Genomic DNA, 12,854 nt, shown 5'->3' on the forward strand with positions numbered 1-12,854 from the left:
ATATGCAGCATATCATCCTAGCCTCCCAATCGCCCAGGCGTAAAATGTTACTGGAATGGGCCGAGGTTCCGTTTGAAGTGATCGTACAGATCACCGATGAATCTTATCCGGAAGGGATCAGTCTGGAAGATACAGCCATTCATATTGCCCGTAACAAAGCACTGGCGGTGAAAGATCATGTGAAAGATGCTTTTCATGGCGAATACCAGGGAAAAACCATTCTGGCAGCAGATACTATTGTGGTACTTGACAACTGTGTGATTGGCAAACCCACCGATAGGGAAGATGCCATTGCGATACTGCGTGCGTTATCCGGACAACAACACCAGGTGATCACTGGTGTGGTGTTACTGCACAAAGAAGGAGAAATCACTTTTGCCGATTGTACGGAAGTAAGCTTTCATCCGCTGACAGAAGAAGAGATCATTTTTTATGTAGATAAATATGCACCTTACGACAAAGCCGGCGCCTATGCTATTCAGGAATGGATCGGCGTGGTAGGCATTGCTTCCATTAAGGGCGATTTTTATAACGTGATGGGGTTACCGGTAAGTCGGGTGGTGCATGCATTACATACAATAAATTCCTGAACGAAAATCAGGTATTTATACCGTAGTTTTCCTTTGTAATTTTTCATTTGGCCGCAACAAAAGCGGTAGTATATGAATGAAAGATTACTACAGTTCATCTGGCAGTTCCAGTATTTCCAGAAACAGGCATTGGTTACCACTGCCGGCGAAAAATTACAGATAGATAAACCCGGTGTCTGGAACCACCACCAGGGTCCCGATTTCTCAGAAGCCGCTATCCGCATAGAAAATACCCGGTGGATCGGCAATGTAGAGATCCATATCACTTCTTCAGACTGGGTTAAACACCGGCATGGTGCCGACAATCATTATCGTAATATTATTCTGCATGTGGTGTGGGTGGACGACAGGCCGGTATTTGATGAGGTTGGCAACCGGGTACCCACACTGGTATTGCAATCCCTGATCCCCAAACTATTACTGGAACGTTACCGTGAGATGATGGAAGCGATGGTAGTGATACCCTGTCATAGTTTTTTGCCCGCACTGGATCAACTGGGCTGGTTTGCCTGGAAGGAAAGGCTGGCGGCAGAAAGACTGGAACGCAAGGCACGGCAGATACTGGCCATGCTGGAGGGGAACACCCGCCATTGGGAAGAGATTTGCTGGTGGTTACTGGCTGCTAATTTCGGTACCAAAGTAAACAGCAGTTTGTTTGAGCTGGTGGCCAGGAGTATTCCGGTGCAGCTACTGGCCAGACATAAAAACCAGCTGCAGCAACTGGAAGCGCTTTTACTGGGGCAGGCCAACCTGTTAAGCGGGAAGTATCAGGATGATTATGCACTGTTGCTGCAGCGTGAATATCGCTTTCTGAAAAAGAAATACCGGCTGCAGCCCGTACAAAAAGCGCCCGCTTTTTTGCGGATGCGGCCCGCTTCATTTCCTACCGTGCGGCTGGCACAGTTGGCTATGCTGATACATACCCTTCCGCATCTGTTCGCTACCATTAAAGAAACGGAAAGGCTGGAAAAACTGCAGAACTGTTTCATGGTTACGGCCAATGATTACTGGCACTATCATTACCGTTTTGATGAAGAAACCGCCTACCAGCCCAAACACCTTGGTAAACAGATGGCAGAGAATATATTCATCAACACGGTGTTACCTTTGTTATTTGCCTATGGCTTATATAGCCGGAACGATAGCTACCAGGAAAGAGCGATGCAATGGATGTATGCCTTACCGGCAGAACAAAACCAGATCAGCCGCAAGTGGCAAAGAATGGGCATCCCGCTCCGCGCCGCCACCGATTCGCAGGCATTGATAGAATTAACAAACCATTATTGCCTGCACAGGCGATGTTTAGATTGTGCAGTAGGCAACAGAATACTGAGAAATGACGTCTTGTAGTAGTGAGTAGTGAGTAGTGAGTAGTGAGTAGTGAGTAGTGAGTAGTGAGTAGTGAGTAGTGAGTAGTGAGTATATAGTGAGAAACAGGTACTCCCTACTCCCTACTCACTACTCACCCCAATACTGACTACTCACCAATTAAATTGCATGTCCAGTTCCACATCCGGGTGTAATGTCCTTTCAACGGGACAGGTACGGGCGGTTCTTTCGAGGATCTCTTTTTGTTTGTCGTCGAGTTGCAGGGTGTTGGGGAAAAAAAGGTGTACGACGATCTTGCTGATCCGGCGGGGATCGCTGGCCATCACTTTGGTTACATCCAGCCGGGTACCATCGAGCACAATATCCATGGTGCGGGCTTTGATGCCCATGGTGGTGATCATGCAGGCGCCGAGGGCGGTAGCTACCAGATCGGTGGGCGAAAAGAGTTCGCCTTTACCCTGGTTATCAGTGGGCGCATCGGTTTCGATAACGGAGCCGCTTTGCAGGTGAGTAGCGGCTGTACGGAGCTCACCTTTATAAATAATTTGTGAAGTCATTGAATCATTTTGCCATAAATTTACAAGTAACAAACCAAATGGAAGTGAAGAAGCTATTTTTAATCGTAGGTATGCTGGGTATGCTCTCTGTTTCTGCACAGCAGAATGTAAAGTCTGCCAATGCTGATGCCAGACAGCTGAAAAAAGCAGAGCGTCGCGAAAAGATCAACCAGTTGATCAAACAGGAAGAAGAAGGAGCCCTGATCTTCCAGAAGCAGGGTGCATTTGGTTTTAAATTCAACACCGATGCCTGGAGTATGTTCTATGAACATGGCAAGTATAAAACCATCAACAAAACCAATCTCTGGTGGCTGGAACTGGGCGAGAGAAAAGACCGGAAAGAAGAGAAAGTTCCCACCCTCAGCGCTTCGCAGGGCTTCCTGGTGATCTCCAGTTATATTTACGGCAAACGGAATAATTTCTACTACCTCAAAGGTGGCCTTGGCCAGCAATTACTGATTGGCGGTAAAGGCAATAAAAACGGTGTGGCGGTATCTGCCATTTACGGTGGCGGTTTTTCGGCTGGTTTGCTGAAGCCCTATTATATCGAAATCCAGAACCCTTCAACCAATGCCCGGGAACAGATCAAATACGATGTTAGCAACGAGAGCCTGTTCCTCGACCCCAGTATTATTATCGGAAAAGGAGGCCTCACCAAAGGTTTTAACGAGATCCAGTTTGTACCCGGCGCCCATGCCCGTGCGGCCCTGCGTTTCGACTATGGCAGGTATAATGAAGTACTTTCTGCCATGGAAGTGGGCATCAACGCCGAATATTACTCCAAAACCATGCCCATCCTGCTGTTGAACAAGGAACGGAAGTTCTTTTTCAACGCCTATATCGCCCTTGTTTTTGGTAAGAGAAAGTAAGCTATTTTTGCAAAAAAGTCAGGTGTCCGGCGTCAGGGATGATGAGTGCTATAAAGTAGTATTCCAACTCCAGACCCCAACTCCTAACTCCTAACTGAATCAGTGCCCATGCAAGAATTACCTGTGGTAGCGAAAGTGAACGCTGCGGAACCCGCCCTGAAAAAACCCAATTGGCTTCGTGTAAAACTGCCATTGGGCGAAAGCTATAAACATGTACGAGGTCTGGTAGATACCCATAAACTGCACACCATCTGCGAAAGCGGTAATTGCCCCAATATGGGCGAGTGCTGGGGAGAGGGTACTGCCACTTTTATGATACTCGGTAATATATGCACCCGCAGCTGCGGATTCTGTGCTGTGGCTACCGGCAGACCGGAAGCCGTTGATTGGGATGAACCCCAGCGTGTGGCAGAAGCCATTCACCTGATGAAAGTGAAACATGCGGTGATCACCAGTGTTGACCGTGATGAACTGAAAGATGGCGGATCGATCATCTGGTACAATACGATTGAAGCCGTGAAAGGACTGAATCCGGGAACCACCCTGGAAACCCTGATCCCAGATTTTCAGGGTAAGGCAGACCAGATCCAACGCATCATCAACGCAGCCCCTGATGTGGTTAGCCATAATATGGAAACCGTTGAGCGTATGACACGCCAGGTACGCATACAGGCCAAATACCGCCGTAGCCTGGAAGTATTGCATACCCTGAAAAAAGGAGGTATGCGTACCAAAACGGGTATTATGCTGGGACTGGGCGAAACCAAGGAAGAAGTGATCCAGAGTATGAAAGACCTGGTTGCCGTAGGTACCGATGTATTAACACTCGGACAGTACCTGCAACCCACTAAAAAACATTTAGCCGTACAACGATTTGTGCATCCGGACGAGTTTGCCGAACTGCGGACCATTGGTTATGAGCTGGGATTTGATTATGTAGAAAGCGGTCCGCTGGTACGTTCGTCCTATCACAGCGAAAAACATGTGATTCCCGGATATGGCAAAGCTAAATGGGAAGAAGAAAAACAAATGGTAACTCTTTAATTATACTGAACGCCCGGCTTAACCGGGCGTTTCTTTTTATCATTGCAATATGAAAAGATGGATCATTTTTTACATCAGCATTTTGTTCTCCAGCCTGGTTTCGCAGGCCCAATGGCAGTGGAAAAATGTGGACTCATTATACCAGCCGCTTCCGAAAGGAGTGCATGTGTATAAAACAACGGATGAAACAGAAGGCAAACCCAATATTGCCTACTATGTAAGTGCTGACCTGCATGAAAAATCCCTGCAGTTTTCTACGCAGACAGGAAACGGGAAAAGATTAACGCCCACACAATACTATGAACAGGAAAACCAGCCGCTGCTGGTAATGAATACTACTTTTTTTGAGTTTGTGCACAACAGCAACCTGAATGTGGTGATCAAAGACGGTAGTTTGCGTGCTTACCAGGTACACACACTTCCGCTGAAAGGCAAAGACACGCTTACTTACCGGCATGTATTCGGCAGCGCTATCGGTATCTCCAAAAAACGCAGGGCTGATGTGGCCTGGTTATATACTGATTCAGCTGCCAGGTATGCGTATGCCAGTCAGCAGCCCGTTAAACCATGGAAAGATTCTATTCCGCATCACAGTCTGCAACAAATGTTGCAGTCAGGTAAATTTTCCAAATGGAAAATGGAAACGGCAGTTGGTGGTGGCCCGGTATTGGTACAGAACGGAGCGATCAACATCACTAATAACGAAGAACTGAAATTTGCCGGTAAAGCTATCAACGACAAACATCCCCGCTCTGCCATGGGTTATACGGCAGATGGTCAGTTGATTTTTCTCGCTATACAAGGCCGTTTCCCCGGAAAAGCTGAGGGTGCCACACTTACACAAACCGCACAGATGCTGCAGCAGATCGGTTGCATAGAAGCACTGAACCTCGATGGCGGTGGCAGCAGTTGTTTACTCGTGAACGGGAAACAAACCATTACGCCCAGTGATAAGGAGGGGCAGAGAGCGGTGCCGGCAGTATTTTTAATTAAGAATTAGCAATTAAAAATTAAGGCAACTATATAGCAGTTGGGACAAGGTGAAATAAAAAAATCAATCAATTTTAAGACTATCAATATAAAACCTAGTTAGTCGTATATATTTTTCTAATCTTTCTTTATCATTTGAATTAACAATATCAATAACATTAAGAAGTACAGAAGCGTCAATCAGTTTATCTTCTTTAAAATATTTCGCTGTTTCTTCGGTTAATTCCTTGAAAACGCTAATTGCCTCTTTTTTTAAATCCTCGTTCATATACTTATTTTTTGGGTGGGTTAGCTTCTTTTTTCTTTGCACCAGCACCAGTTGTAGATATGGCTATCATTTGCTCAAAAGTACCGTTGAACGTAACTTTCGGTTCGTATTTAGCATCTCTTTTTTTTACAGGTTTACCGCCTTTTATTTCCTTTGCCATGTGATAAATTTACGAATTTTTAGCTTGTCTATATACATATATATGCGTACCTTCGTAATAACAACAAAGCCCCCGCAGCACACCTTACGTCTAATGAGAAACTCCTGATGAGAGAGCGGTGCTGAAGGGTTAACGGCACATATATTGATGCCGAAACTTTGCTGGTCTATATCTTTATTCTTAACGTTTTCGCAAACGAAGAATTACAAGGGGGAATTTTTATTTCCCCTTATTTTATTCTGCTAATAATTCTAATAGATCAAGTTGTTTTCTTAAAATTTCAATATCTTTTTTCTTAATATCACTTGGGTATCGTAAGAAAGCAAATTGCTTTCCCGATAATGGTATTTTTATATCTTCCGAATTAGGCAAATCAGGAAGACGTAATTGCTCTTTTTTGGGGTGCTCTTTTTCTGGGGGTAAATCAATTATTTGATTATTGTTATTATTTTGTTGTACAGGAGTTTCTGTAATTACTTCTGCATACTCAAACCCCGGAGCGCTTACCTTTTCCAACTGTTGTTTATAATTTAAAATATTGTGCTCATTTGCTGCTCCTACAAATCTTGCATTTTCAAGAAATAGGGCAGCAACATCCGGTGCTGCCTTTTCGGCAATCCTGTGAAATCTAATTAAGATTGTTTTTAGTTCTGGAGGCACTACATGCCCATCGTGATTGTTTATTAAATCTTGATATAACTTTGGGGAACCAAACGCTTCCAATAAGCATTTTCGTTTTTCTGCCTCAGAGAGATGGTTGTAAATGGTTTTAAATAATTCCGAAACTTGGTATGACTCTTTTTTTCTATTTAATAGTCCGTACTGTGAGGCGGCTGCAATATCCCTATGAATGTAATTTGCCTTTGTTTTTAAAACGGCAGCAATATCATCTCTACTAATGAATGGCGAACCAGGAAAGTTTTTGGCAATACCTTCCACAAATTGCACTGCTTCTTCAATGGAGATTGAAGGGTATGCTGCACTTCTTTCAATTACTTTTTTAGGCTTGACAGTAGAAGATTGTTCTACTTGAGATTGATCATTATTCATTTTTTAACGTTTTCGCACCATAAAGATAATGGAAATACTAACAACAAATTCAACAAATTATTTTACAAATGTTATACAAATTCTTATAATATTGATTTTCAATTAATTACACAGAAAATATGTTTTAAATTGCAAATGAAATTTAAAAAACTTGTAAACATTTTTAGTTTAAATTAGATAGATATTGGGACTAATTGTATGTTTACTGTACAATTAATTGAGATGGAAACACAATTCAAGAACTTACAACAACTATTAGACTTCTTTAAGGACGAACAAACCTGTAAAGATTGGTATGAGCAACAACGTTGGGGTGGTAATGTGGCTTGTCCTCATTGCGGCAATGCCGGGAAGATATACCGCACTAACAGGGGGTTTAAATGTGGGGAAAAGCTATGTACTAAGAAGTTTACTGTTATTAGCGGAACAATATTCGAGAATACTAAAATCAGTTTACGTCTTTGGTTTGGTGCTATGTATTTAATATCCACTTCTAAAAAGGGTGTTAGTTCTTTACAGCTTGCAGAGCAATTAGGTGTCACACAAAAAACAGCTTGGTTTTTAAATCACCGTATTCGTGCTATGCTCACAGATAGTGCAAATGAAAAATTTGCTGATGTTGTACAGATAGATGAAACGCTTGTAGGTGGATTGAATAAAAATAGACATGCTGATAAGAAGCATAAAAATACACAGGGCGGCAAAGGAAAGTCTATTGTATTTGGTGCGCGAAGCATTACTGGCAAAGTAAAGACTTTAGTTATTCCTAACACTGAAATAGGTACTATACTTCCAGTTGTTCAAAAATGGATTGACAAGGGTAGCATTATGGTAACAGATGAAGCGAGGCAGTATCACAAATCATTAGATGCAGATTTCTTCCACGTTTCAATAAACCACAGTGAAGGACAGTATGCAAGCGGATGCTTTACTACAAACAATATGGAGAATTTTTGGAGTACATTTAAAAGGGGGATAATTGGCATCTACCACTATGTTTCCCCACAGCATTTACAACGCTATGCAACCGAGTTTGAGTACCGCTATAATAACAGGCAAGACACCGGTGTAGAGAAATTTGAAACAGCCGTTAAAGGTGCAGACTCAAAAAGATTAACTTATGACACATTAACCGGCAAGTAAATCAACATTATCCAATATTAAAAGGCTGCTAATTGCAGCCTTTTTTGTTACTTTTAAATAAAAAACATGGGTTATTTCATTTTTACATACTCAGAATTGGTAGATGGTGTGCAAACCGGTAGCGGTCAAATTGGTGTTCATTCATCGGATAACAATAACCATCAACAAAGTGTAAAGGACAATCTTAAAGGAAGTCTAAAACAGAAACACCCAAACGCAAAAAGGATAGAAATCGTTTTTGCCAGTATTAACGAAGTATCAAAGGAGCAATACTTATCAAATAATAAAAACATAACATTTTAACTCTTGTCCCAACTCCTATATAGTTGCCAAAATTAATAATTAATTGTTGGGTGAGGAGTCTGGGATTTCAGGGATTTGAGAATGGCAACGAGTAGTTTAAGTAATTCTTCGCAGTCCTGAATCATAGAATCGGCTGCTTTTGTTTCCAGGATCGTACTATCTCTGAGTAGCCTGAGCCAGTATTTTGTTTCGCGGGCTTCTTTGTGAGCGATATCCAGCTTTGCTTTGAAATCATTTCTGGAAGAACCGCCCATGGCTTCATCAATATTGGCGCCAATAGACGTGCCTGCACGTAGAAGTTGTTTAGAAAGAGGGAACTCTTTTTTTTCTGCTGTTAAATACCGGAAAAGTGAAACAGTTCTTAAAGAAAACTGATAACTCTTATCCAAAACAATATTATCTCCCTTCATAAGAAAGCATTTGCCACCAAAGTAGCAAATGCTTCAAAATCGTCATAGCGTATTTATACTTAATTCTTAATTTTTAATTGCTAATTGTTAATTACTTCAACTCCCAGACCAACGCACTCGCTCCCAAAATCGCAGCGTCAGATTCTTTCAGATGGCTGACGAGGATTTTTACTTTATTCTGAAATACCTGTATGAGGTTGGCTTCCATGTGTTCGCGGGTGGGTTTGAGGATGAGGTCGCCGGCTTTGGTTAAACCTCCGAATAACACAATCGCTTCCGGGCTCGAGAACATCACAAAATTAGCGAGAGCCATACCCAGTATTTTACCTGTGTATTCAAAGATCTCTTTGGCCAGTTCATCACCTTCCATGGCGGCATCGTATACTTTTTTCGAATCCAGCTCGTCTTTGTTTACGTTTCTGAGCAGGCTGGGGGTATCATTTTTTTCCAACAGTTCCAGTGCCGTTAAACGAACACCGGTGGCTGATGCATAACTTTCGAGGGATCCTTTTTTACCGGTTCCATCGTGCATACGTCCATCGGGAATGATGATGGTATGTCCCAGTTCGCCTGCAAAACCATCATGTCCATAAATGAGTTTGCCATTGGCTACGATACCGCTGCCAACGCCGGTACCCAGCGTGATCATGATAAAATCTTTCATGCCCTGTGCGGCTCCATACATCATTTCGCCAAGGGCAGCTGCATTGGCGTCGTTGGTCAGTACCACAGGCAGTTTAAATTTTTCCTCTACCATCTTGGCCAAAGGCAGGATTCCTTTCCAGGGAAGATTGGGCGCATATTCAACAGTACCGGTATAGTAGTTCCCGTTGGGTGCACCCAAACCAATGCCTTTCATCCTGCCAATTCCACCTGCCTGTTCAATCATGGGTACAAGATTCGCATGCAGGTCATCTATAAAAGTTTCTACTTCCTTGTGTTTGCGGGTAGACATTTCGCTCGAAAAAAGGAGGTTGCCAAGCCTGTCAACGATTCCGAATTTTGTTCCGGTACCACCGATATCAATTCCTATTGCTAACTGTTCTAAACTGGGTTTTGTTCTTGGCATATAACTTGAATTTTCCTTTTCCGGATAGAAAGCAGGTTTGTTTAATAAGATTTAGTGACCTCCGCTTGTTTTGATATCGTAATCAATTCCCTGTGATCGCAAAATAGCCTTACAGCGGATGGCATAAAAAGCCAGGTATGCAAAACAAAGTGCACCTACAATATAACTGAATTGAATACCCAGCAGATGGTCTGCGGCTACATATCCTTGTAACCAGCTGATGATACCGCCACCCATGATCATCATGATCAGCAGACTGCTACCCTGGTTGGTGTGTTTGCCCAATCCGGCAATAGCCAATGTGAAAATGCAGGGCCATAAAGTACTGCAGAATAAGCCCACGCTGGTAAAGGCGAATACGCTGGTCATTCCGGTGGTAAACATGCCGATAACCAAAGCAATAATACCAAGTGTTGAAAAGATAAGTAACATTCTTGCAGGGTTACCCTTACTCAGAATATCACCTGCAATCATGGTAATGATGATGAAACCATATACATAAAATGAACTGATATCATGCTGCGCAATCGCATTCACTGCTAAGAAAACACCAAACGCGAGGTATGGCATCAGGAAGTTCAGAATTTTTTTGGCGCCGGCACTTACGTCAAAAGCGCCTACAGCCCCTGTCCATCTGCCCATCATCAAACTCGCCCAATAAAGCGAGATATAAGGAGCCATCTGGTTGGTTGGCATATTCAGATGTTGCTTCATATACTCGGGAAGGTTACTGGCTGTAGCTACCTCCACACCCACATATACAAAGATGGCAATCATGCCTAAAATCAGCTGTGGGTATTGAAATACTGATGCTTTATGCAATACTTTACTATCGGTTTCTGCTTCACTTTCAGCAACTGCATCCAGGTCTATTTTATTGGGAATACTTGAAAACTTAAAGAAAACAGCTACCAAAACAAAGGCAACACCTAAAACAAGATAAGGTGTTTTTACACTTTCGATACTGGCTTCTGTGGATCCGGCCGCCACACTGCCGAAAATGGCAAAACTTACCAGCAAAGGACCGATAGTGGTTCCGAAATTATTAATGCCACCTGCCATATTCAAACGCTGCGAACCTGTTTTCGGATCGCCAATCACAATGGCTAATGGATTAGCTGCAATCTGCTGCAGCGAAAAACCCAGACCTACAATGAACAATCCTGTAATCATTAATGTAAATGAGCCATCATTAGCAGCGGGATAGAACAATAAAGTACCGATCGCCGAAATAATTAACCCCAGTGCGATACCGTTTTTATAACCAATCCTGTTCAATACATCACCCCCCATCATTTTCGAAACGCCAAAGTAAATCAGGGAACCCACGGTATAGGCAACATAAAATGCAAGAGATACCAACTGGCTTTGCGCCTGGGAGAGATCAAAAGCTTTTTTGAAAACCGGGATCAGGATATCATTGGAAGCAGCTACAAATCCCCAGAAAAAGAATACAGAGATAAGGGTGCCAAATTGGGACCAGTTGGTTTTTTGATTCATAAGTAGTCGTTAGAGGTTTTTCTTATTTATGACAGTCTAAAGTAACTACATTTTGCATTTTTAAAAATTTTAAATCTTTATGCACTTATTCATTAAATTCATGCGGAAATAGGCTAAATCATTAAATAACGATTATTCTCTTATGGAGATCATACATGTCAGTGCAGAATGTTATCCCGTTGCCAAAGCCGGAGGCCTTGGTGATGTGGTAGGAGCACTGCCAAAATACCAGACCAAAGCCGGGCATATCGCTAAAGTGGTGATGCCGATGTACCGGACCAAATTCCTGTATGAAAATGATTGGACGGTAGATTTTAAAGGATCGGCCAACCTCGGTAACTGGTTCTTTGATTATACCATCATAAAAGAGCCTACCAATAAGCTGGGTTTCGACCTTTTTCTGGTAGATATCAATGGCCTGCTGGACAGGCAGAAAGTATACGGCTATGAGGATGATACAGAGCGTTTTACCGCCTTTCAGATAGCAGTGGTAAACTGGATGAGCAGCTGGGAGCATAAGCCAGATGTAGTTCACTGTCACGATCATCACACGGGTCTGATTCCCTTCATGATGCGCTACTGCTACGACTATAACTCACTGGCAGTAGTACCTACTGTATTCACCATTCATAATGCCCAGTACCAGGGACAGATGGGATGGGATAAGAGCCGCTATATTCCCCGCTGGGATTTGTGGAAAAGAGGGATGATGGAGTGGGCGGATGCGATCAACCCACTGGCTTCGGCTGTGAAATGCGCCGACAAAGTAACCACCGTTAGTCAGAGTTATATGGGCGAACTCCGCTATAATTCCAATGGTCTCGAGAAACTGTTTGAATACGAAAAAGGCAAATGCCTCGGTATCCTGAACGGGATCGATAACGAAGTGTGGAATCCTGCTACCGATAAATATCTCACTGATCACTTCCAGGTGAAAACAGTGACCAGGGGAAAACAAAAAAACAAAGAAGCACTTTGCGAAATGTTCGGTCTGGATGCTAACAAACCTTTGTTTGTTTTTATTGGCAGACTGGTAGGAGAGAAAGCGGCAGAGATTCTTCCCGATGCGATTAAGTCGGCCATTTACCATACACAGGGCCAGGCCAGTTTTCTGGTACTAGGCAGTGGCGAAACCCATATTGAATGGGAATTTCAGCAAATGGTACAACCTTACAAGGGATTGTTTAATGCCGTGATTGGTTACGATGAAACCCTGAGCCATAAAATGTATGCCGGTGCAGATTTTCTGTTAATGCCGAGCAGGGTAGAGCCTTGCGGATTAAACCAGATGTATGCCATGCGTTATGGAACAGTGCCCATGGTGCGAAGTACCGGCGGCTTGCAGGATACGGTGGTGGATATGGGGGATACGGATGGTTTTGGCATCCGGTTCAACAATGCTACCGTTTCGGATGTTGATTACTCCATAAGCCGGGCAGTGGCGGTTTACCAGGACAAAGTCCAGATGGAAAAAATGCGTAAGTACATGATGCAGATCGATCATAGCTGGGAAAGTACAGTAGATCAATACACAGATGTATACAATAGTTTACGATAGGTATGGTAAATTCA

The 12,854-nt window shown here is 43.1% G+C and carries 15 protein-coding genes; 8 read left to right on the forward strand and 7 right to left on the reverse strand.

Going from position 1 to position 12,854, the window contains the following annotated elements; all coding sequences use genetic code 11:
* Positions 1 to 2: 2 nt before the first annotated feature.
* Positions 3 to 590 (forward strand): Maf family protein, encoded by a 588-nt coding sequence (locus AC1RNB_RS02085; protein ID WP_493080270.1) that lies wholly within the window; start codon positions 3 to 5, stop codon positions 588 to 590.
* A 72-nt stretch (positions 591 to 662) separates the two neighbouring features.
* The gene (locus AC1RNB_RS02090) at positions 663 to 1,940 is read left to right on the forward strand and encodes a DUF2851 family protein (protein WP_493080272.1); all 1,278 of its coding nucleotides are present in this window, start codon (positions 663 to 665) and stop codon (positions 1,938 to 1,940) included.
* 131 nt (positions 1,941 to 2,071) lie between these two features.
* On the opposite strand, the gene AC1RNB_RS02095 is transcribed toward AC1RNB_RS02090, so the two are convergent.
* The gene (locus AC1RNB_RS02095) at positions 2,072 to 2,476 is read right to left on the reverse strand and encodes an OsmC family protein (protein WP_493080274.1); all 405 of its coding nucleotides are present in this window, start codon (positions 2,474 to 2,476) and stop codon (positions 2,072 to 2,074) included.
* 44 nt (positions 2,477 to 2,520) lie between these two features.
* Here AC1RNB_RS02095 and AC1RNB_RS02100 point away from each other — a divergent pair, with 44 nt between their 5' ends.
* The 3 genes from AC1RNB_RS02100 (at position 2,521) to AC1RNB_RS02110 (ending at position 5,389) form a co-directional block, all read left to right on the forward strand.
* Positions 2,521 to 3,345, forward strand: a complete 825-nt coding sequence (locus AC1RNB_RS02100; protein ID WP_493080276.1) for a hypothetical protein — start codon at positions 2,521 to 2,523, stop codon at positions 3,343 to 3,345.
* Positions 3,346 to 3,453: 108 nt separating this feature from the next.
* Entirely contained in the window at positions 3,454 to 4,389 is a 936-nt protein-coding gene (lipA, locus tag AC1RNB_RS02105) for a lipoyl synthase (RefSeq protein WP_493080277.1), read from the forward strand.
* Positions 4,390 to 4,438: 49 nt separating this feature from the next.
* A complete protein-coding gene (locus AC1RNB_RS02110) occupies positions 4,439 to 5,389 on the forward strand; it encodes a phosphodiester glycosidase family protein (RefSeq protein WP_493080279.1) in 951 nt (316 codons plus the stop codon).
* A gap of 54 nt (positions 5,390 to 5,443) precedes the next feature.
* On the opposite strand, the gene AC1RNB_RS02115 is transcribed toward AC1RNB_RS02110, so the two are convergent.
* The 3 genes from AC1RNB_RS02115 to AC1RNB_RS02125 all read right to left on the reverse strand — a co-directional run bounded on the left by AC1RNB_RS02115 (position 5,444) and on the right by AC1RNB_RS02125 (position 6,857).
* The gene (locus AC1RNB_RS02115) at positions 5,444 to 5,647 is read right to left on the reverse strand and encodes a hypothetical protein (RefSeq protein ID WP_493080281.1); all 204 of its coding nucleotides are present in this window, start codon (positions 5,645 to 5,647) and stop codon (positions 5,444 to 5,446) included.
* Between the two features lie 4 nt (positions 5,648 to 5,651).
* Positions 5,652 to 5,807 carry a hypothetical protein gene (locus AC1RNB_RS02120; protein ID WP_493080282.1) on the reverse strand — a complete coding sequence of 52 codons (156 nt, stop codon included), beginning with the start codon at positions 5,805 to 5,807 and terminating at the stop codon, positions 5,652 to 5,654.
* Between the two features lie 234 nt (positions 5,808 to 6,041).
* Positions 6,042 to 6,857 carry a hypothetical protein gene (locus AC1RNB_RS02125; RefSeq protein WP_493080284.1) on the reverse strand — a complete coding sequence of 272 codons (816 nt, stop codon included), beginning with the start codon at positions 6,855 to 6,857 and terminating at the stop codon, positions 6,042 to 6,044.
* A 222-nt stretch (positions 6,858 to 7,079) separates the two neighbouring features.
* Here AC1RNB_RS02125 and AC1RNB_RS02130 point away from each other — a divergent pair, with 222 nt between their 5' ends.
* Together AC1RNB_RS02130 and AC1RNB_RS02135 are read left to right on the forward strand one after the other, a co-directional pair.
* On the forward strand, positions 7,080 to 8,000 hold the full coding sequence (locus AC1RNB_RS02130; protein WP_493080286.1) for an IS1595 family transposase: 921 nt from the start codon (positions 7,080 to 7,082) through the stop codon (positions 7,998 to 8,000).
* A gap of 66 nt (positions 8,001 to 8,066) precedes the next feature.
* Positions 8,067 to 8,303 carry a hypothetical protein gene (locus AC1RNB_RS02135; RefSeq protein ID WP_493080288.1) on the forward strand — a complete coding sequence of 79 codons (237 nt, stop codon included), beginning with the start codon at positions 8,067 to 8,069 and terminating at the stop codon, positions 8,301 to 8,303.
* Positions 8,304 to 8,335: 32 nt separating this feature from the next.
* Here AC1RNB_RS02135 and AC1RNB_RS02140 read toward each other — a convergent pair whose 3' ends face one another.
* The 3 genes from AC1RNB_RS02140 to AC1RNB_RS02150 form a co-directional block, all read right to left on the reverse strand.
* A complete protein-coding gene (locus AC1RNB_RS02140; RefSeq protein WP_493080289.1) occupies positions 8,336 to 8,713 on the reverse strand; it encodes a four helix bundle protein in 378 nt (125 codons plus the stop codon).
* 91 nt (positions 8,714 to 8,804) lie between these two features.
* Complete coding sequence (locus AC1RNB_RS02145; RefSeq protein WP_493080291.1) at positions 8,805 to 9,782, reverse strand: ROK family protein; 978 nt, start codon at positions 9,780 to 9,782, stop codon at positions 8,805 to 8,807.
* A gap of 51 nt (positions 9,783 to 9,833) precedes the next feature.
* Positions 9,834 to 11,282, reverse strand: coding sequence for an MFS transporter (locus AC1RNB_RS02150; RefSeq protein ID WP_493080293.1), 1,449 nt, complete (start codon positions 11,280 to 11,282; stop codon positions 9,834 to 9,836).
* Positions 11,283 to 11,424: 142 nt separating this feature from the next.
* On the opposite strand from AC1RNB_RS02150, the gene AC1RNB_RS02155 reads away from it, so the two are divergent.
* On the forward strand, positions 11,425 to 12,840 hold the full coding sequence (locus AC1RNB_RS02155) for a glycogen synthase (RefSeq protein ID WP_493080295.1): 1,416 nt from the start codon (positions 11,425 to 11,427) through the stop codon (positions 12,838 to 12,840).
* Positions 12,841 to 12,854 lie beyond the last annotated feature (14 nt).

The sequence above is a fragment of the Sediminibacterium sp. GW821-FHT12F12 genome, assembly GCF_058806635.1.

Excerpts from the sequence above, each read along its gene's own strand:
- AC1RNB_RS02115 (WP_493080281.1), bottom strand. The coding sequence starts at position 5,647 with ATGAACGAGGATTTAAAAAAAGAGGCAATTAGCGTTTTCAAGGAATTA.
- AC1RNB_RS02150 (WP_493080293.1), bottom strand. The coding sequence starts at position 11,282 with ATGAATCAAAAAACCAACTGGTCCCAATTTGGCACCCTTATCTCTGTA.
- AC1RNB_RS02120 (WP_493080282.1), bottom strand. The coding sequence starts at position 5,807 with ATGGCAAAGGAAATAAAAGGCGGTAAACCTGTAAAAAAAAGAGATGCT.
- AC1RNB_RS02085 (WP_493080270.1), top strand. The coding sequence starts at position 3 with ATGCAGCATATCATCCTAGCCTCCCAATCGCCCAGGCGTAAAATGTTA.
- AC1RNB_RS02140 (WP_493080289.1), bottom strand. The coding sequence starts at position 8,713 with ATGAAGGGAGATAATATTGTTTTGGATAAGAGTTATCAGTTTTCTTTA.
- AC1RNB_RS02090 (WP_493080272.1), top strand. The coding sequence starts at position 663 with ATGAATGAAAGATTACTACAGTTCATCTGGCAGTTCCAGTATTTCCAG.
- AC1RNB_RS02095 (WP_493080274.1), bottom strand. The coding sequence starts at position 2,476 with ATGACTTCACAAATTATTTATAAAGGTGAGCTCCGTACAGCCGCTACT.
- lipA (WP_493080277.1), top strand. The coding sequence starts at position 3,454 with ATGCAAGAATTACCTGTGGTAGCGAAAGTGAACGCTGCGGAACCCGCC.
- AC1RNB_RS02135 (WP_493080288.1), top strand. The coding sequence starts at position 8,067 with ATGGGTTATTTCATTTTTACATACTCAGAATTGGTAGATGGTGTGCAA.
- AC1RNB_RS02110 (WP_493080279.1), top strand. The coding sequence starts at position 4,439 with ATGAAAAGATGGATCATTTTTTACATCAGCATTTTGTTCTCCAGCCTG.
- AC1RNB_RS02125 (WP_493080284.1), bottom strand. The coding sequence starts at position 6,857 with ATGAATAATGATCAATCTCAAGTAGAACAATCTTCTACTGTCAAGCCT.
- AC1RNB_RS02155 (WP_493080295.1), top strand. The coding sequence starts at position 11,425 with ATGGAGATCATACATGTCAGTGCAGAATGTTATCCCGTTGCCAAAGCC.
- AC1RNB_RS02130 (WP_493080286.1), top strand. The coding sequence starts at position 7,080 with ATGGAAACACAATTCAAGAACTTACAACAACTATTAGACTTCTTTAAG.
- AC1RNB_RS02145 (WP_493080291.1), bottom strand. The coding sequence starts at position 9,782 with ATGCCAAGAACAAAACCCAGTTTAGAACAGTTAGCAATAGGAATTGAT.